Source organism: Mycolicibacterium rhodesiae (assembly GCF_002086695.1).
In the GTDB taxonomy this organism is placed as follows: Bacteria; Actinomycetota; Actinomycetes; order Mycobacteriales; family Mycobacteriaceae; genus Mycobacterium; species Mycobacterium rhodesiae.
The window spans coordinates 22,869-41,714 of sequence record NZ_MVIH01000009.1 but is presented as its reverse complement, the minus strand read 5'-3'; the positions used below and the strand labels follow the sequence as shown (position 1 = coordinate 41,714).

The following is an 18,846-nucleotide window of genomic DNA, read 5'->3' as shown; positions in this document are numbered from 1 at the left end:
AAATTGTCAGTTGCCCGCGGGTTTGGGGGTACCTGACGGACATACAGAAGTGGAGCGTAAGGGCAGTTGGCTGACGACGGAACCCGCCGCAACGGCGGCGACGGACGGGGCAACGGCAACGTTCGGCGGCTCGTCATCGTCGAGTCGCCCACCAAGGCGCGCAAAATCGCCGGTTACCTGGGCTCCAACTACATCGTGGAGTCGTCCCGCGGGCACATCCGCGACCTGCCGCGCAACGCTGCCGACGTGCCCGCCAAGTACAAAACCGAGCCGTGGGCGCGGCTGGGCGTCAACGTCGAGGACAACTTCGAGCCGCTCTACATCATCAGCCCGGAGAAGAAGAGCACGGTCACCGAGCTCAAGGGCCTGCTCAAGGATGTCGACGAGCTCTATCTGGCCACCGACGGTGACCGCGAGGGCGAGGCCATCGCCTGGCACCTGCTGGAGACGCTGAAGCCACGCGTCCCGGTCAAGCGGATGGTCTTCCACGAGATCACCGAGCCCGCCATCCGCGCGGCCGCCGAGAACCCCCGCGACTTGGACAACGACCTGGTCGACGCGCAGGAAACCCGACGCATCCTTGACCGGCTCTACGGCTACGAGGTCAGCCCGGTGCTGTGGAAGAAGGTCGCACCGAAGCTGTCCGCGGGCCGGGTGCAGTCCGTCGCGACCCGCATCATCGTGCAACGCGAGCGCGACCGGATGGCCTTCCGCAGCGCGTCCTACTGGGATGTGATCGCCGAGCTCGACGCCAGCGTCTCGGACCCGAACGCCACCCCGCCGCGGTTCACCGCTCGGCTGGTCAACGTCGACAGCAAGCGGGTGGCCACCGGCCGCGACTTCGACTCCCTTGGCGCGATCCGCAAGCCCGACGAGGTGGTCGTGCTCGACGAGACGGCGGCCGGTTCGCTGGCCACCGGTTTGCGGGGCGCCGGCCTGTCGGTGGCGTCGGTGGAGGAGAAGCCCTACACCCGCAAGCCGTACCCGCCGTTCATGACCTCGACGTTGCAGCAGGAGGCGGGCCGCAAGCTGCGGTTCTCTGCCGAGCGCACGATGAGCATCGCGCAGCGGCTCTACGAAAACGGCTACATCACCTATATGCGTACCGACTCGACGACTTTGTCGGAGTCGGCCATCAACGCCGCCCGCAATCAGGCCCGCCAGCTCTATGGCGACGAGTACGTGCACCCCTCGCCGCGGCAGTACACCCGCAAGGTCAAGAACGCGCAGGAGGCGCACGAGGCGATCCGCCCCGCCGGTGACGTCTTCGCCACGCCCGGGGCGCTGCATCGCGAACTCGACACCGACGAGTTCCGGCTCTATGAGCTGATCTGGCAGCGCACCGTCGCCTCGCAGATGGCCGACGCCCGTGGCACCACGTTGAGCCTGCGGATCAGCGGAACGTCCTCGGACGGGCGGGAAGTCACGTTCGCCGCCAGCGGCCGCACCATCACGTTCGCCGGCTTCCTGAAGGCCTACGTCGAGACCGTCGACGAGCAGGCCGGCGGTGAGGCCGACGACGCCGAGAGCCGCTTGCCGCAGCTGCGGCAGGGCCAGCGGGTGGACGCCACCGGCCTGACCGCCGACGGGCACACCACCAATCCGCCGGCCCGCTACACCGAGGCATCGCTGATCAAGGCGCTCGAGGAGCTCGGAATCGGCCGTCCCTCAACGTATTCCTCGATCATCAAGACGATCCAGGACCGCGGCTATGTCCACAAGAAGGGCAGCGCGCTGGTGCCGTCCTGGGTGGCGTTCGCGGTGACCGGTCTGCTCGAACAGCACTTCGGCCGCCTGGTGGACTACGACTTCACCGCCGCCATGGAGGACGAACTCGACGAGATCGCCACCGGCCAGGAGCGCCGCACAAACTGGCTGTCGAACTTCTACTTCGGCGGTGAGCACGGCGTGGCGGATTCGATCGCCCGCGCCGGCGGCCTCAAGAAGCTGGTGGGCGTCAATCTCGAAGGCATCGACGCCCGAGAAGTGAACTCCATCAAGCTCTTTGACGACGAAGAGGGCCGGCCCATCGTGGTCCGGGTGGGCAAGAACGGCCCGTACCTGGAGCGGATGATCACCGGTGAGGACGGCGAGCCCAAACCGCAGCGAGCCAACCTCAATGACGAGATCACGCCCGACGAGCTGACCCTCGAGATGGCCGAAACCCTTTTCGCCACACCGCAAGAGGGCCGGACACTCGGCGTCGACCCGGAGTCCGGGCATGAGATCGTGGCCAAAGACGGGCGATACGGCCCGTACGTCACCGAGGTGCTGCCCCCGCCACCGGACGATGACCCCGGAGTGGGTGCCAAGAAGGGCAAGAAGCCGACCGGTCCCAAGCCGCGCACCGGCTCTCTGCTGCGCTCGATGGATCTGCAGACCATCACCCTCGATGACGCTCTGAAGCTGCTCTCGCTGCCGCGGGTGGTCGGCGTGGATCCCGCCAACGGCGAGGAAATCACCGCGCAGAACGGCCGCTACGGGCCATACCTGAAGCGCGGCACCGACTCTCGCTCGCTGGCCACCGAGGATCAGATCTTCGAGATCACCCTCGAAGAGGCGTTGAAGATCTACTCCGAACCCAAACGCCGTGGCCGTCAGGGTGCTGCGGCACCGCCGCTGCGGGAGCTCGGCGTCGATCAGGCCTCCGGCCAGCCGATGGTGATCAAGGACGGGCGCTTCGGTCCGTACGTCACCGACGGCGAGACCAACGCGAGCCTGCGCAAGGGTGACGATGTCCTGTCGATCACCGACGAGCGGGCTTCGGAGTTGCTCGCTGACCGTCGGGCTCGTGGCCCGGTCAAGAAGAAGGCTGCCGCGAAGAAGACGACGCGCAAGGCACCGGCAAAGAAGGCTGCGAAGAAGGCCTAACCGCCTGAGCCGGTGGCCATTTCGCCGCGGGTTTCGCTGGGCAGCAGGAGGTTCACCGGCCGGGCCAGCTGCGTGGGTGCGCGGCGACCGCGCAGCTCGACGATCTCGCCGACGTTCCAGCACAGTGCCTCGGCGTCCAAAGCACCGCTGACCGCGATCGCCGACGCCAGCACATGGCCGTTCTCCAGCTTGGCCAGCTCGGTCAATCGGGCGGCTTCGTTGACCGGGTCCCCGATCACGGTGTATTCGAACCGGGCCTGCGCGCCGATGTGCCCAGCGATCGCCCGCCCGGCCGAGACGCCGATGCCGAACTCGGTCTGGCCCAGCACGCCGACCAGTTCGTCGTGCAGTTCGCGGGACGCGGCGAGCGCCGCCCCCGAGGCATCGGGGTGTTCGATGGGCGCACCGAAGATGCACAGCGCTGCGTCGCCCTGGAACTTGTTGACGAAGCCGCCGTGCTTCTTGACGGTGTCGACGACCACCCGGAAGAACTCGTTGAGCATGCTCACGACCTCGCTGGGCGGACGTGACGCGGCCAGCTGAGTCGAGCCGACCAGGTCGACGAACAGCACCGCGACGTCACGCTCCTGGCCGCCGAGCTCGGTGCCGCGCTCCAGGGCGCGCCGCGCGACGTCCTCACCGACGTAGCGGCCGAACAGGTCGCGCAGCCGCTGCCGTTCGCTCAGATCGCGGACCATGTCGTTGAAGCCGGCCTGCAGCAGGCCCAGCTCGCTGGCATCGTAGATCTGCATGTGGGCGTTGTAGTTACCGCGCTGGACCTCCCCGAGCGCCCAGCGCAACTGGCGCAGCGGATCGGCGATCGACATGGCCGCGAGCACATTGCCGGCCATCCCGACCACCAGCGCGGCGACGGCCATCAACAGGATCGGGGTGAACAAAGCGTCAGCGGAGGCCGCCAGCAGCGAGAACTTGCTGGCCACGACCGACAGCACGATCGCCAGCAGCGGCACCCCGGTGGACAGCAGCCACGTCAGCACCAGCCGCTGGACGACGCCCGGCCGGTGAAACTTCTCCGGAACTCCGCCGCGCAGCGCGGCGACGGCCACCGGGCGCAGCACACGCTCGGACTGCAGGTAACCGATGATCGTGGTGGCGGTGGCACCCAGCAGCGTCGAGACCGCCAGCACCGGCGCGGCATGGCTGGCCACCGGCCAGCTGGCGGCGATGAACACCGCCGCTCCCAGCACCCAGTTGGTCATGCTGATCACCGAGCGGTAGATGGGCATCCGCAACGCCCGAAGCCGCGCCGTCTCGGTCGCGGCCGGATCGTCCTCGGCCAGCAGGGCGTCGCGGCGTTGCCAGCGGAACACCGGAACGAGCAGCTTGAGGCTGACGAAGGCACCCACGGCGAACGAAATGAACAGGTAGCTCAAGAAGATGACCAGGTTCAACGTCGGCAAGTCCTGCAGCATGACCCGGTCCGACGGCGGCAACCCGAACCGCAGGAAACCCAGCACCAGCAGGGCGCCGATGATGTCGGCCTGCAGCATGCCCAGCGTGAACACCGGCCACGGTGTACGCGCGACCCACCGGACGAATCCATTGATCCGCCCCGGGCTGAGTTGCGCGGTGGTCACGAACCCACCGTATCGGTACAGAGTGACCGATCAGCACCTCTAGAACCCGGTGGGCAGCGATTGTGTCGTTGCTGCGCACTAGTGTTTGAGGCGATGTCCGGAGTTTTCACGCGGTTGGTGGGCCAAAGCGCCGTGGAAGCGGAGTTGGTCGGTGCCGCTCGAGCAGCCCGGGGTGATTCCGCTCACGATGTGGCCGTCACCGGCACCATGACACACGCCTGGCTGATCACCGGTCCGCCCGGATCAGGGCGTTCGGTGGCCGCCCAGTGCTTCGCGGCGGCGCTTCAGTGCACCGCTGAGGGCACACCCGGCTGCGGGGAGTGCCGGGCGTGCACGACGACGATGGCCGGCACCCACGGCGATGTCCGGCGGATCATCCCGGAGGGGCTGTCCATCGGGGTCCACGAGATGCGCGCCATCGTCCAGATCGCGTCCCGGCGGCCCAGCACCGGCCGTTGGCAGATCGTTGTGGTGGAGGACGCCGACCGTCTCACCGAGGGCGCGGCGAACGCACTGCTCAAAGTGGTGGAGGAACCTCCGCCGTCGACGGTGTTCCTGCTGTGTGCACCGTCGGTGGACCCCGAGGACATCGCGATCACCCTGCGGTCGCGCTGCAGGCACGTCGCGCTGGTGACGCCGCAGGCCGGGGCGATCGCGCAGGTGCTGATCGATCGCGACGGGTTGTCCGCCGACGAGGCGCAGTGGGCGGCGTCGATCAGCGGAGGGCATGTCGGGCGGGCCCGCCGCCTGGCCACCGATCCCGACGCCCGCGACCGCCGATCCCGCGCGCTGAGCCTGGCCCGCGACGCCGCGACGCCGTCGCGCGCGTACGCGGCCGCCGAGGAGTTGGTGGCCACCGCCGAGGCCGAGGCCAAAGCCCTCAACGTGGGGCGCGACGAGGCCGAGGCGGACGAACTGCGCACCGCGCTGGGTGCCGGCGGGACCGGGAAAGGGACGGCGGGAACCCTGCGCGGATCGGCGGGTGCGATCAAGGATCTCGAGCGGCGACAGAAGTCCAGGCAGACGCGCGCCTCGCGTGATGCGCTCGACCGTGCGCTGATCGACCTGGCGACGTACTTCCGGGATGCCCTGATGGTGGCCAACAGCGCGGGCTCGGTCGCGCCGAATCACCCCGACATGGCCGAGCGGGTGGCGGCTCTGGCGGCGCACGCGTCCCCTGAGCGGCTGCTGCGCTGCATCGAAGCGGTGCTCGAGTGCCGCGAGGCGCTGGCGATCAACGTCAAGCCCAAGTTCGCCGTCGATGCGATGGTGGCGACCGTGGGTCAAGCACTGCGCTCGGACCTGTAGACTCACTGCTCGGTCGAGGCCGCGCCACCTTAGCTCAGTCGGTAGAGCAATTCACTCGTAATGAATAGGTCAGGAGTTCGATTCTCCTAGGTGGCTCCACGCTTGTTCCCCTGATCGCGCGACAGCGCCTCGGCGGCGATATTGCGCGCCGTGGCCGCCGCCGGGAACCCGGCGTAGCCGCTCGCGTGATAGATCACCTCGGCCAATTCGTCCTCGGACAGGCCGTTCTGCCGGGCGATGCGGAAGTGTGCGTCCATCTCCTCGGTGGCCCGCAGTGCGATCAGGATGCCCAACGTCACCAGACTTCGGTCGCGGCGGCTGAGCCCCTCGCGGGTCCACAGCCGGCCGAACACACTCTCGACACCGATATCCATCAATTCGGGGGCAAACCCGCCACCGAAGTCGACGTCCCCGTCGGGCAGCGTTCCGGGCAGCATCTCCCGGAAAACACGTAGGCCATCCTCGCGCAAGTTAGACATGCAAACTACTTTGGCACATGGCCGGGATCAGTGCGGTGCCAGATACCCGACCGGGCCAGATGCCAGGCACAGCGACAGCGCGGCGGTCGACGCCCGCACCGTGATTGCGTCACCGGCCCCGGGCAGCCGGACGAACACCCGGTTCAGCCCGGGGTGCACGGGCACCTTGGTTTCGGGCCCCTCGTTCAGCGACATCACCATCGAGCCGTCGCTGTTGGCCAGATAGTTGATCTCGGCGGTCCAGTCCGCGGGCAGCAGCGGCCCGTCCAGAGGCATCCGAACCGGCGCATCGGGCTGGACGAAATAGCCGCAGCCGGGCTGCGGGCCCGCGACGATCGTGCGGGTCCAGGTGACGATCGCGTCCACCAGCCGGCCGCTGCTGTCGAGCATGCGCAACTGTGTTGTGGAACCGCCGAATTCGGGCCGATCGCGAATGAGCGCGAACATGTGACTTGTTAGGTTCTCCGGGTATGCGACACGCTGCAGCACCAGCGGGTCGACCTCCTGATCGAGCAGCGGCGCCGACGAGGACGCCCGGGCTTGGCCCAGCGCACGGATCGCGTTCTGCAGGTAAGGCTGTGCGGGATTGTCCCGCCAGCTCGTCAGGAACGTCGCCGTCGAGTAGACGCTGCTGGCCACGAATGCCACGGCGACCGCCGTGACCACCGCGGTGCGGGCGCGCGAGGCGTCCAGCCATCGGGTGTCGCGGTTGGGCGCGCAGAATGCCACTGCCGCAAGCAATGTCAGCACAATTACCAGATCGGGGAAGTACCGCAGGGTTTGGGCCAGTTCCAGGGCGGTGAACTTCGACGAGCGCAGTAGGTAGATCGGGATCTGGCAGGCCACCGCATACCCGACCGCGACCAGCCAGACCGGACCGACGCGCCGCTTACGCAGCAGCGACACCGCCGCGACCGCGGCAAGCACCAGCCAGCCCAGGATCATCACCGCCACCGGCGGCACCGCCCACGGCGAGGCGGGCGCCCACCGCTGCCACTCCCAGGGGCCACCGGCCAGCCCTGGCACGATCCCGTGAGTCACCGAGCGGGACAACAGGTCCCACGTCATCGCCAGATCCGAGCTCCAGCGCCGGTGATCGACGACGGTCAGATAGACGGCCACCCACCCCGCCGTCAACGCCAGCGCGGGCGCCCACAGCGCGATGCCGCGCTGCCACACGGTGCGGATCGCGGCGGTGCCACCGCGGACGTGACACAGCAGCGCGGCGACCGCGAACGCGACGAACGGGATGACGGCCGCCTTCTCGAAGAACAGCAGACCGCCGAAGAAGACCAGCACCCCGGTGATCGCGTGGCGTCGATTGCCGGTGCGCACCAGCAGGATTGCGTCGGCGCACACCCACGCCATCGCGGCAAGCATCGGCAGCGAGTTCAGTGCGGCCGCCCACCACGCGAATCCGGGCACACCCAGCGGGGTGAACAAGGCAAAGGTCAACGGAATCAACAACACCGGTCGCCAGCCGAGGATCACGTGCAAGGCGCGCAGCAGCGACAGCGACACCAGCAGCTGCAGCACCACCAGGCTGACCGCCGGCCACGCCCACACCAGCGGCGCCAGCCGGGTGATCACCCCGGCGACCAGAAACGCTCCCGGCATGACGTGCCCGTCGTGATCGTCGAACAGATACGACGTCGACAACAGGTCCTGAGTGCCGGCCCGGCCCACCAGGATCAGGTCGTCCCAGTAGAAGTAACCGCCGAACGCCAGGATGGCGCGGACCACCAGTTGAACGGCAATGAGAGCGACGGCCGCGGCAGCCACCGGTGGCATGCGCGCCACCCGGGTCGGAACTGCCATCGCGTCGACTGTACTCACCTGTCGGTAGGGTGACCGACATGCAGGTACTGGTCACGGGCGCGGCCGGCTTCATCGGGTCGACTCTGGTCGATCGCCTGCTCGCCGACGGGCACACCGTCGTCGGGCTCGACGACCTGAGCCGGGGCCGCACCGCGAACCTGGCGGCGGCGGGCACCAGCGAGCGGTTCGAGTTCGTCGAAGCCGACATCGCCGGCGCAGACCTGATCGGCCTGTTCGACAAGCACAAGCCCGAAGTCGTCCATCACCTGGCCGCCCAGATCGACGTGCGCCGCTCGGTGGAGGAGCCCGAATTCGACGCGACGGTCAACGTCGTCGGCACGGTGCGCCTGGCCGAGGCGGCCAGGCGGTCCGGCGTCCGCAAGGTCATCCACGCCTCCTCGGGCGGATCGATCTACGGCGTTCCGACGAACTTCCCCACCAACGAGACCGCCCCGGTCGATCCCGCGTCGCCGTATGCGGCCAGCAAGGTGGCAGGCGAGGTCTACCTCAACACCTTCCGTCACCTCTACGGCGTGGACTGCTCGTTCATCGCACCGTCGAATGTCTATGGCCCGCGCCAGGACCCGCACGGCGAGGCCGGCGTCGTTGCGATCTTCGTCAGCGCGCTGCTGGCGGGCCGGCCCACCCGGGTCTACGGCGACGGCTCCAACACCCGCGACTACGTCTTCGTTGACGACGTTGTCGACGCCTTCGTACGGGCGTCCGGAACGGGCGGGTGCGGGCAGCGGTTCAACATCGGTACCGGCGTGGAGACCAGCGACCGGCGACTGCATACGGTGGTGGCCAAGGTGATCGGGGTGGCTGACAATCCGGAGTCGGCCCCGGCGCGACTCGGCGACGTGAAGCGGTCCTGCCTGGATGTCCGCAAAGCGGAGATGGTGCTGGGCTGGCGGCCGCGGGTGCGCCTCGAAGAAGGTATCGCCCGCACCGTGGACTACTTCCGGGTCTAGCGCTCCGGGGTGCGCGCACCTTCCAGGGCGACCGCGCGGGCCAGGCGCGCGTACTTCAGTTCGAGTTCCTTGAACCTCAGATACGTGCTCAGTGTGGTGAACACGAACGCGATGATCAGCGCATAGGTGATCAGGTCGGCGCCTCGGCGAACCCCGAGGAAGTTGGCCAGCACCGTGGTGTCATCGGGACGAAGGATGGCGTAGACCGCCAGCACCACGAACAGCACGTAGCCGACCTTGACCCACGCCTTGGCCTTGGCGTTGGTGCGGGACCGCAGCAGGTACACCAGCAGTGCGATCACCGCCGCGATCAGCAGGACCTGGATCCAGTTCACCGGCGCATCCTTCCGCGCAAGAACCCGTCGAAGACGATGTTCACCCCGTTCAGCAGTGGCTGGCCCTTGGACATCGAATAGTCGGTATAGAGGATCTCAACCGGCTCTTCGGTTACCCGCCAATGATTTTCGACGATCAGGGTGATGAACTCCCCGGCGTGGCTCATCCCGTTCATCGTCAGGTTGAGGTTGTCGGCCACGGTCTTGTTGAACACCCGCAAGCCGTTGTGCGAGTCGGTCAGATGCAGCCGGTGGCTGCTGGGGCTCAGCACGGCCGCCGCGCGCAGGATCACCCGCTTCAGCGGCGGGGTGTGGCTGACGGTGGTCCCGGCGAAGCGGGTGCCGATCACGATGTCGACATCGCCTTTGCCCAGCCGCTCGATCATGACCAGGACGTCCTTGACCCGGTGCTGCCCGTCGGCGTCGAACGTGACGAACACCGCTGCACCGGGCTGGCGACGGGCGTATTCCACCCCGGTCTGGATCGCGGCGCCCTGCCCGAGATTCACCGGGTGACGGACGACGTGGGCGCCCGCGCGCCAGGCGATGTCGGCGGTGTCGTCCTTGCTGCCGTCGTCGACGCAGACCACATGGTCGAAGACTTGGCGCAGGTCCGCGATGACGTCGGCGATGACCTGCGCCTCGTTGAACGCCGGCACGATGATCCAGGCGTCGGGGTAGGACGTGTCGATGTCCACAAGGTACACGCAGAGTATTGACGGCAGGGGTTCGAATCCCTTCGGCCACGCTTGACACTGCTTCCTGGCAATCGACCGCCGTCCTGGTACGGCGCCGGGCGTTCTCGCCGCGCCATTCAACTGCGGATGCCGTAGCCTCAAGATCGTCGGATTTGCCGGGGATGGGGACTTATGCGGAAAATCAAGCTTCTCGTCAAACTTCTCGTGATCAGAGAATTTGCTAAATGGAGATCAAAGTTCGCCGGACGGCATTGTGCCGGGATTCTGGCCGAGGCTAACGGGATGCTCTTGCTCAGCGACGTGGGCGACTGCGGTGTAGGTCGGCGACTGGCATTCAATGGCTCATACGATGAGGACAAGCTCGACATCTATCGGAAATTCATCAACCCCGATACACGACTGCTGGTTGTTGGCGCGCATGTCGGAGCGGTCATGTTTCCGCTGGCACGCCTAGCCGGCGAGGTCGTCGGTATCGAGGCGAACCCGACCAGCTACAGGCTCCTCGCGATCAACTCCGCAATCAACGGGATCACGAACTGCGATCTGCGCAATTTCGCCGCGTTCGACACGGCATGCTCACTGGATTTCGTTGCATCCAAAGCAAATAGCGGTGGCGCGAAGGTCATGCCGAGCAGACAGAATTTCGAATTCTTCTATGACAAACCTGACGTGATCACAGTGCGCGCAGCGCCTCTCGACGACGAGCTGGACGGTGAGTTCGACGTTATCGTCATGGATATCGAGGGTGCCGAGTACAGGGCGATGGCAGGTATGCAGCGGATACTCTCCAGGGCCCGACATTTCATTTGCGAGGTTGTCCCCAACCATATGGATCACGTCGACCCGCACACGTTCGACGAATTTGTCGCACGGATACCAGGGCAGTTCAAGTGGTTCTCGCTTTCCTCTGGTGGTCCTGTCGTCAGCCGGAACGAAATCGGTTCCCTGTATGCGACCATCCGGCGCGAGCACTTCTTTGGCGGCGCGGACATGATTTGCTCGACCGACCCGGTTGCGGGTGAGGCTGTCACCGTCAGTCAGCCTTAGGCGCAGGCGAAGGGCCGGCAACGGCAGCTTCAGCGTGCGGCGCGGCCCAGTGCGGCCAGGTGGACGACGATGCCGACCAGCGGACCGCACAGCAGGGCCACCACGGTGCGGTCAGTCAGATCCATCGGCAGGCTCAGCAGCGCGGCCGAGACGACCGTGGCTCCGACCCAGCCGATCGAGTACGCCCGGTGCAGGCCGGCGGCGACCGTCGCGGCGCCGGTCACGGTCAACAGTGCGATCGCCACCGCGCCGGCGGTCAGCCAGGCCAGCAGCAGTCCGCCGGGACCGTACTCGTCACCGAACGCCACCCGGATCAGCCACGGTCCGAGCAGTCCGGCGGCCACCACGCCGACGGCGCCGAGCACCAGCACCACGGCCGCCGGCGCGATCAACGCCTTGAGCCGGTGCCCGCGGTGGTCGACGAAGTGGGCGATCAGGTTGCCCTGCATCGCGGTGAGCGGAACCAGCAGGGGCGCGCGGGTCAGTGTGACCGCCAGGATCACCACGCCGCCCGCCGCCCCGAGGTCACCGCCAGAGGTCGCCTTGAGCAGCACGGGGAAGCCCATGACCAGGATCGCGCTGGCGCCGGCGGCGGCGATCGAGTGTCCGGCCCCACGCAGGAAGGTGGCGGTACTTCCCGGGGTGCGCAGCCCGGCCGCGGCCCGCGCACCCGGCGACACCGACAGCAGCAGCAACCAGCCGATCGCACCGGCGACCGTCGCCCACAGGAAGCCGTCCAGCCCCCAGCCCACCGCGAAGGCGGCCACCGCGACCACGACCCGCATAATGGCGTCGGTGACCATCAACGCCCCGTAGCCACCCCAGCGACCGGTGCCGGCAAGCAGGCCCAAAAGTGTTGCGTGAATGCAGAATCCGGCCAGACCCACGCTCAGCAGCACCACCGAGAGTGGCCGGGACTGGGTGAACACGTGCGGCGCCCACAGGACCGAGGTGCCTGCCATGACGAGCGCGGACACCACCCCGACCGCGGTCGCGACACGCATCGGATGGGTGCGGGGCCCGTCGACGATCTCGACGTAGCCCGCCGAGCGGACTTCGCGGGTGGCCTCCTGCAGCAGCCCGTACGCCGCGCCACCGACCAAGCCGAACGCACCCCAGAACACCCCGAACACCGAGAAGCCGGCCGGGTCCAGCGCCCGGGCGGCCAGGTAGAGGACCGCGTATCCACAGACCGCCGAGATCGCCGTGGCCACACCGACTCTGGCCACACTGCTGCGGGTGATCGCCCCGGTGCCGGCGCCCGCGTCGGTCACAGCCGCGGCACCTCGGTGGAATACAGCCAGGCATCCCACAACGGGCGCAGCGAGATGTCGGCGTAGTTGGCTGCGAGGCCGGTGAAGTCGTCGGTCACCACCGTGCTGTGCTGGTGGCGATTGGTCCAATCACGCAGCAGCGCAAAGAATTTCTCGTCGCCGAGGGTGCCGCGCAGCACATGCAGTGTGAGCGCGCCACGCTTGTAGACTCGATCGTCGAACATGTCCCGCGGCCCGGGATCGGCCAGCAGCAGGTTCTGCGGCGAAGACGTCAGCTTGGCGTGATAGTGGTGGGCCCACTGATCGGCGGAGCGTCCGCCGGAGTTCTCCGACCACAACCACTCGGCGTAGCAGGCGAATCCCTCGTGCAACCAGATGTCGCGCCACCGCCGCACGGTCACGCTGTTGCCGAACCACTGGTGGGCCAGTTCGTGGGCGATCAGCCGTTCGGCGCCGCGCTTACCGTCGCAGTGGTTGGCGCCGAAGATCGAGATACCTTGGGCTTCAAGAGGTATCTCCAGAGCGTCGTCGGTCACCACAACGGTGTAGCCGTTGCTCAACGGGTACGGGCCGAACAGCTTGACGAACAACTTCATCATCTGCGGCTGACGGCCGAAGTCCTGGTCGAACGCAGGACGCAGCCGGTCGGGAAGCACCGCCTGCATCGGTACCGGCGACTTGGGTAGCTTGTGGGTGCCGTACATACCGATCTGCAGGGTGATCAGATAGGTCGACGTCGGCTCCGGCTGTTCGTAGGTCCACACCGTGTGCGCGGCCCGAACCCGCCGTGAGACCAGTTCACCGTTGGCCACCGCACGGTAGGGGCTGTCGGTGCTGATCTGGATCCGGTAGCTGGCCTTGGCGCTGGGATGGTCGTCGCACGGGAACCACGACGCCGCGCCGTTCGGCTGGCCGGCCACCAACGCGCCGTTGGATAGCTCCTCGAAACCGACTTCACCCCAATAGGTTCGGATCGGCCGGGGGTTGCCGCCGTAGCGCACGCTGATCGACATCGCCGCACCGGCGGGCAACGGCGTGGACAGGGTGATGTGCAGCTTGCCGTTGGAGGCAGAGAAGTTGGCCGGCCGACGGCCGTTGACCGTCACCTTCGACACCGACAGGGTGGCGGACAGATCCAGGGTGAACGTCTTCAGTGACGCCAGCGTCGCCGCGGTGATGGTGGCGGTACCGGTCAAACGGTTGATCGCGACCTTGTACTCCAGGTCCAGTTCGTAGCGCGACACCCGGTAGCCGAAGTTGCCGTTGTTCGGCAGATACGGATCGATGACCGGCGGGCCGCCTTTCTTGGCGGCCTTCTTGGCGGGCTGTTTCACGCGGCGCTGTCCTCGGCTTTGCGCGCATCGTCGCGGGTCTTCTTCTTCGAAACGAGCCACGGGGCAATCGGATTGCCCTGCCAACGAGTCGACGGTGGCACCTCGTCGCCGCGCATCACCAGCGATGCCGGGCCGACGGTGGCGCCGGCGCCGAGTTTGGCCGCGGGCAACGCCACGCAGTGCGGACCGAGCGTGGCACCCTCGTCGAGCACGACGGTGTCCATGCGCATGATCCGATCATGGAACAGGTGCGTCTGCACCACGCAGCCGCGGTTGACGGTGCTGGCCCGCTGCAGCGTCACCAGGTCGGCTTCCGGCAGCCAGTACGTTTCGCACCACACGCCGCGGCCGATCTTGGCGCCGAGTGCCCGCAGCCAGAGGTTCATCACGGGGGTGCCGCTGGCGGCGCGGGCGAACCACGGCGCCGCCACCGTTTCCACGAACGTGTCCGACACCTCGTTGCGCCACACGAACGACGACCACAGCGGTTGCTCGTCGGCCGGAATATGACCCACCACAATCCATTTGGCGGCCACCGCGATCCCGCCGGCTACTGCACCGGCAATGAGCAGCACCACTCCGCCGGCCAACACGGCCCCGCCGTAACCGAATTCGAGCGCCAGGGCCTGCAGTACGGCCAGCACCGCAACCCCGATCGCGAAGGTGACGATCACCGGGAACAGCCGGCAGGTTTCGACCGCGGCGCGCATCACCTTCAACCGCATCGGCGGGCTGAACGTCAGTGCGGCGTCGCCTTCATCGGCGCGGCGGCGCAATCGGATCGGCGGACTGCCCAGCCACGACGAGCCGGCCTTCGCCTTGTGCGGGGCGGCCGACAGTACCGCCACCAGGCCGTCGTCGGGCACGCGCCGGCCCGGTTGGGTGATACCCGAGTTGCCGAGGAAGGCGCGCTTGCCGACGGTGGCCTTGGCGACATGGATCCAGCCGCCGCCGAGTTCATAGGAGGCCACCATGGTGTCGTCGGCCAGAAATGCGCCGTCCTCCACGACGGTGAACTTCGGGGTCAGCAGTGCGGTCGAAATCTCGGTGTTGCGGCCGACTTTCGCGCCGAGAGCGCGCAGCCACCACGGGGTGAGCAGGCTGGCGTAGACGGGGAACAGGTAGTTGCGGGCGGCGTCCATCAGCCGTTCGGTGGTCCACAGCTGCCAGCCCACCCGGCTGCGCACCGGGTGATAGCCCTCGCGCAGCCCGATCGCGAGAATCCGCACCGCCACGACGGTGAACGCCGCGTAGACCAGCAGTGACACCAGCGCGGCCGCCGGAGTCCAGGGCGCAGCCGCGGCCATGGCCGAACCCAGCGTCGCACTGTGTCGGGCCGGCCAGACCAGCACACCCAACCCGATCGCCAGCGCCAGCAGCGGCACCGCCCCGAGGAGCATGGACGTCACCCCGTATACAGCCACCCACAGCGCGGCGCGCGGCGGCCGGTACTCCGGCCACGGATGGCGGGCCTTGCCGGACTTCACCGCCGGGGAACCCTTCCAGTACTGCCCGTTCTTGACCTTGCCGACCACGCCCGAGCCGGGCGCCACGTCGGCGTCCTTTCCGACGACGGCACCCGGGAACAGCGTCGTGCGTGCCCCGATGCTGGCGTCGTTGCCGACGCTGATCGGGCCGACGTGGAAGAGGTCGCCGTCGATCCAATGCCCGGTCAGGTCGACCTCCGGTTCGATGGAGACCCGGTGGCCGAGCGTGAGCATGCCGGTCACCGGGGGCGCCGAATGCAGATCCACGCCTTTGCCGATCTTGTTACCCAGCGCTCGGGCGTAGTACACCAGCCACGGAGCACCCGCGAGGTTCTCGGCGCCGCTGGCGTCGGCCAGCCGTTCGGCCAGCCACACCCGCAGATGTTCGGATCCGCCCCGCCGGTAGGTGCCCGGTTCCAGCCCGGACAGCAGGGTCCGCGCGCCCAGTACCGCGATGCCCATCCGGCCGATCGGGGTGATGAACAGGATGAAGGCCACCACGACCAGCCACCAGTTCACCGGTGCCAACCAGGGCAGCGGATGGACCGCGGCGGCGATGTTGTTGATCAGCGCCAGCCACGTCACCCACTGCAGCCCGGTCAGCGTGGCCAGCGGCACCGACAACAACACCTGGGCCGCCTGCGTCGACACCGGCGTCGGCGTGACGTGGCGCGGCGTGACCGCGGCCGACGGCTTCTGCTCGTCGAGGAATTCGGCCAGCGACCCCAGCCGGGGGTGGTCGTAGAGCTGGGCGACGGTCAGCTGCGGGTAGCGCTCGCGCAGCGCGGCCACCAGCTGGGCTGCCGACAGCGAGCCGCCACCGAGCGCGAAGAAATCCGCTTCAGGGCCGTCCACCACCGCGCCGAGAACGTCGCGCCAGAGCCCGGCCAGCCAGCCCATGGTGCCGCCCAGGTCGGGTTCGGAGTCCTGATAGCCCGGCGGCGGCCACGGCAGCGCATTGCGGTCGACCTTGCCCGAGGTCCGGGTCGGCAGCTCGTCGAGCAGCACCAGGCGCGGCACCAGCGCGGCAGGCAGGGCCTCGGCCAGGTGGGTGCGGGCCGCGGCGAGATCGAAATCGGGGTTGGCGCTGGAGATGTAGCCGACGAGCATCGGAGTGCCGCTGGCAGTGCGCCGTACCGCAGCGGCGGCGCCGCTGACGCCGGGCAGGTGCAGCAGCGCCGAGTCGACCTCGCCGAGTTCGATGCGGCGTCCGCCGACCTTGACCTGATCGTCGGCGCGACCCTGGAAATACAGCCCGTCGGCCTCCAGCCGGACGAGGTCGCCGCTGCGGTAGGCGCGCGCCCATTCCAGCGACGGCATCGGCGCGTACTTCTCGGCGTCTTTCTCCGGATCCAGGTAGCGGGCCAGGCCGACGCCGCCGATCACCAGCTCGCCCACTTCGCCGAGGGCGACGGGGGCGCCGCTGGAGTCGACCACCGCCAGGTCCCAGCCCGGCAGCGGTCGCCCGATGCTGACCGGACTGCGCCCGTCGAGGCGGGCGGCGCTGGCCACCACGGTTGCCTCGGTCGGTCCGTAGGTGTTCCACACCTCGCGGCCTTCGACCGCGAGCCGTTCGGCCAGCTCGGGCGGGCAGGCTTCGCCGCCGAAGATCAGCAGCCGTACCGCTTCCAGCGCCTCGGCCGGCCACAGCGACGCCAGCGTGGGCACCGTCGAGACGACAGTGATGTCCCGCGCCACCAGCCACGGTCCGAGGTCCATGCCGCTGCGCACCAGGGCGCGGGGCGCAGGCACCAGGCATGCGCCGTATCGCCAGGCCAGCCACATCTCCTCGCAGGAGGCGTCGAATGCCACCGACAAACCGGCCAACACCCGGTCGGCTGGTCCGATCGGGTTGCTCTGCAGGAACATTCGCGCCTCGGCATCGACGAATGCCGCCGCGTTGCGATGCGTCACCGCAACACCCTTGGGGGTTCCGGTGGATCCGGAGGTGAAGATGATCCACGCGTCGTCGCGGCCCAACGGGGCCGTCGCCCGCCATCCGCGTGACGAACCTGGCCCGCGGGTCAAACCGGCCTCGGTGATGACCGCGACCACCCCGGCCTCGTTGAACACCAACTCGGCGCGCTCGTCGGGATCGTCGGCGTCGACCGGGACATAGGCTGCCCCGGCCGCCAGCGTCGAGAGGATCGCGACGTAGAGGGCGTAACTGCCGGACGGCATGCGGATGCCGATCCGGTCGCCGCGGCCGATGCCGCGGGCGGCCAGCCACTCGACACTCTCCTCGATGTCGGCGATCAACTCGGCGTAGGTCAACTGCACCGTGCCGTCGTCGATGGCGGCGGCCTCGGGGTACCGATTGGCGGTGTCGTAGAGGATGTCGATCAGGGTGCGCGGGGGCGGTGCCTGCTCCGATAACAGGTATTGCGGGGGAATTTCCGGCGTCGCCACGAGAGGATCCTAGGCGGCCTCGTCGACATCGCGGTGCCGGACGCGGCCGGTGACCGAGGCGATCCTGCGTTCGGTTTGCTCACTTGCGCGCCCACCTGACAGACTGCTGCCAGAGGGGAGTATTCCTTCGTCGCGGTGTCGTCACCACGGCGGCCAACGTTGGTCGTCCGGCGCCGCGGGCCGAGCTTCGCTCGGCGGAAGAGACCTCGGACGTTTTGTGACGCCCGGAGGTCTTTTTATGAATGTGACGCCGCTCGAATGGTTCATCACCATCGGCGTGACGGTCGCGGTGCTCTTGTTCGACGTGATCATCATCGCGCGGCGCCCGCACGAACCCACGACGCGTGAGTGCAGCATCTATCTGTCGTTCTATATCGGCCTGGCCATCGCATTCGGCCTGTGGGTGTGGAACTTCCACGGCAGCCAGTTCGGCCTGGAGTTCTATGCGGGCTGGCTCACCGAGTACAGCCTGTCGGTGGACAACCTGTTCATCTTCATCATCATCATGGCCAGCTTCAAGGTGCCGAAGATCTATCAGCAAGAGGCACTTCTGATCGGCATCGTCCTGGCGCTGATCTTCCGCGGCATTTTCATCGCGCTGGGTGCTGTTGCCATTGAACAGTTTTCGTGGATCTTCTACATCTTCGGAGCGTTCCTGCTGTACACCGCGATCCGGCTGGTCCGCGACACCGAGCACGACGACGATGCCGAGAACACCGTGGTGCGCCTGGCCCGCAAGTACGTTCCGAGCACCGACAAATGGGACGGCCTGAAGCTGTACGTCAAGGAGGGCGGCAAGCGCCTGATGACGCCGATGTTTCTGGTCATCGTCGCGTTGGGCACCACCGATTTGCTGTTCGCGCTGGACTCGATCCCGGCGATCTACGGTCTGACCCGCGAGCCCTACATCGTGTTCACCGCGAACCTGTTCGCGCTGATGGGACTGCGCCAGCTCTACTTCCTGCTGGGTGATCTGCTCAACCGGCTGGTGTTCCTGTCGCAGGGACTGGCCTTCATCCTGTTCTTCATCGGGGTCAAGCTGGTGCTGCACGCCCTGCACGAAAACGAGGTGCCGTTCATCAACGGGGGCGAAGGCGTGCACGTGCCGGAGATTCCGACGCTGCTGAGCCTGGCCGTCATCATCCTGACGCTGTTCCTCACGATGGTCGCGAGCCTGATCAAGACCAGGGTGGTCGACAAACGCTGAAAAAGGCCGC

The 18,846-nt window shown here is 67.6% G+C and carries 13 protein-coding genes and 1 tRNA gene; 6 read left to right on the top strand and 8 right to left on the bottom strand.

Annotated features, from left to right (window positions below; translation table 11 throughout):
• Positions 1-66 precede the first annotated feature (66 nt).
• Entirely contained in the window at positions 67-2,871 is a 2,805-nt protein-coding gene (gene topA, locus BST42_RS18645) for a type I DNA topoisomerase (RefSeq protein ID WP_083120803.1), read from the top strand.
• On the opposite strand, the gene BST42_RS18640 is transcribed toward topA, so the two are convergent.
• Positions 2,868-4,469 carry an adenylate/guanylate cyclase domain-containing protein gene (locus tag BST42_RS18640; RefSeq protein ID WP_083120802.1) on the bottom strand — a complete coding sequence of 534 codons (1,602 nt, stop codon included), beginning with the start codon at positions 4,467-4,469 and terminating at the stop codon, positions 2,868-2,870. The two genes, topA and BST42_RS18640, sit on opposite strands and share 4 nt — an antisense overlap.
• A 93-nt stretch (positions 4,470-4,562) precedes the next feature.
• Here BST42_RS18640 and BST42_RS18635 point away from each other — a divergent pair, with 93 nt between their 5' ends.
• A complete protein-coding gene (locus BST42_RS18635) occupies positions 4,563-5,777 on the top strand; it encodes a DNA polymerase III subunit delta' (RefSeq protein WP_083120801.1) in 1,215 nt (404 codons plus the stop codon).
• Positions 5,778-5,800: 23 nt separating this feature from the next.
• Positions 5,801-5,876: transfer RNA gene (locus BST42_RS18630), tRNA-Thr, on the top strand.
• Here the strand turns inward: BST42_RS18630 and BST42_RS18625 are convergent.
• Together BST42_RS18625 and BST42_RS18620 are read right to left on the bottom strand one after the other, a co-directional pair.
• A complete protein-coding gene (locus BST42_RS18625; RefSeq protein WP_083120800.1) occupies positions 5,864-6,256 on the bottom strand; it encodes a carboxymuconolactone decarboxylase family protein in 393 nt (130 codons plus the stop codon). The two genes, BST42_RS18630 and BST42_RS18625, sit on opposite strands and share 13 nt — an antisense overlap.
• A 27-nt stretch (positions 6,257-6,283) precedes the next feature.
• On the bottom strand, positions 6,284-8,074 hold the full coding sequence (locus BST42_RS18620; protein WP_083120799.1) for a hypothetical protein: 1,791 nt from the start codon (positions 8,072-8,074) through the stop codon (positions 6,284-6,286).
• 38 nt (positions 8,075-8,112) lie between these two features.
• Here BST42_RS18620 and BST42_RS18615 point away from each other — a divergent pair, with 38 nt between their 5' ends.
• Positions 8,113-9,045 (top strand): NAD-dependent epimerase/dehydratase family protein, encoded by a 933-nt coding sequence (locus tag BST42_RS18615; protein ID WP_083120943.1) that lies wholly within the window; start codon positions 8,113-8,115, stop codon positions 9,043-9,045.
• Here the strand turns inward: BST42_RS18615 and BST42_RS18610 are convergent.
• Together BST42_RS18610 and ppgS are read right to left on the bottom strand one after the other, a co-directional pair.
• Positions 9,042-9,380: a DUF2304 domain-containing protein gene (locus tag BST42_RS18610; RefSeq protein WP_083120798.1), complete on the bottom strand. Its 339-nt coding sequence runs from the start codon at positions 9,378-9,380 to the stop codon at positions 9,042-9,044. The two genes, BST42_RS18615 and BST42_RS18610, sit on opposite strands and share 4 nt — an antisense overlap.
• The gene (ppgS, locus tag BST42_RS18605; RefSeq protein WP_083120797.1) at positions 9,377-10,078 is read right to left on the bottom strand and encodes a polyprenyl-phospho-N-acetylgalactosaminyl synthase PpgS; all 702 of its coding nucleotides are present in this window, start codon (positions 10,076-10,078) and stop codon (positions 9,377-9,379) included. The genes BST42_RS18610 and ppgS overlap by 4 nt, the downstream gene beginning before the upstream one ends.
• A gap of 171 nt (positions 10,079-10,249) precedes the next feature.
• Between ppgS and BST42_RS18600 the strand changes: the two genes are divergently transcribed.
• Positions 10,250-11,125, top strand: coding sequence for an FkbM family methyltransferase (locus BST42_RS18600; protein WP_083120796.1), 876 nt, complete (start codon positions 10,250-10,252; stop codon positions 11,123-11,125).
• A 29-nt stretch (positions 11,126-11,154) separates the two neighbouring features.
• Here the strand turns inward: BST42_RS18600 and BST42_RS18595 are convergent, their stop codons facing one another.
• The 3 genes from BST42_RS18595 to BST42_RS18585 are packed head-to-tail and all read right to left on the bottom strand — an operon-like array spanning position 11,155 to position 17,629.
• Positions 11,155-12,399, bottom strand: a complete 1,245-nt coding sequence (locus BST42_RS18595) for a polysaccharide biosynthesis protein (RefSeq protein ID WP_083120795.1) — start codon at positions 12,397-12,399, stop codon at positions 11,155-11,157.
• Positions 12,396-13,733 carry a M1 family metallopeptidase gene (locus tag BST42_RS18590; protein ID WP_083120794.1) on the bottom strand — a complete coding sequence of 446 codons (1,338 nt, stop codon included), beginning with the start codon at positions 13,731-13,733 and terminating at the stop codon, positions 12,396-12,398. Before BST42_RS18590 ends, BST42_RS18595 begins: the two co-directional genes overlap by 4 nt.
• Positions 13,730-17,629, bottom strand: a complete 3,900-nt coding sequence (locus BST42_RS18585; protein ID WP_083120793.1) for a Pls/PosA family non-ribosomal peptide synthetase — start codon at positions 17,627-17,629, stop codon at positions 13,730-13,732. The genes BST42_RS18590 and BST42_RS18585 overlap by 4 nt, the downstream gene beginning before the upstream one ends.
• 238 nt (positions 17,630-17,867) lie before the next feature.
• Here BST42_RS18585 and BST42_RS18580 point away from each other — a divergent pair, with 238 nt between their 5' ends.
• Positions 17,868-18,836, top strand: a complete 969-nt coding sequence (locus BST42_RS18580) for a TerC family protein (protein WP_083120792.1) — start codon at positions 17,868-17,870, stop codon at positions 18,834-18,836.
• Positions 18,837-18,846: the final 10 nt, after the last annotated feature.

Excerpts from the sequence above, each read along its gene's own strand:
- BST42_RS18635 (WP_083120801.1), top strand. The coding sequence starts at position 4,563 with ATGTCCGGAGTTTTCACGCGGTTGGTGGGCCAAAGCGCCGTGGAAGCG.
- BST42_RS18625 (WP_083120800.1), bottom strand. The coding sequence starts at position 6,256 with ATGTCTAACTTGCGCGAGGATGGCCTACGTGTTTTCCGGGAGATGCTG.
- BST42_RS18620 (WP_083120799.1), bottom strand. The coding sequence starts at position 8,074 with ATGGCAGTTCCGACCCGGGTGGCGCGCATGCCACCGGTGGCTGCCGCG.
- BST42_RS18615 (WP_083120943.1), top strand. The coding sequence starts at position 8,113 with ATGCAGGTACTGGTCACGGGCGCGGCCGGCTTCATCGGGTCGACTCTG.
- BST42_RS18600 (WP_083120796.1), top strand. The coding sequence starts at position 10,250 with ATGCGGAAAATCAAGCTTCTCGTCAAACTTCTCGTGATCAGAGAATTT.
- BST42_RS18580 (WP_083120792.1), top strand. The coding sequence starts at position 17,868 with ATGAATGTGACGCCGCTCGAATGGTTCATCACCATCGGCGTGACGGTC.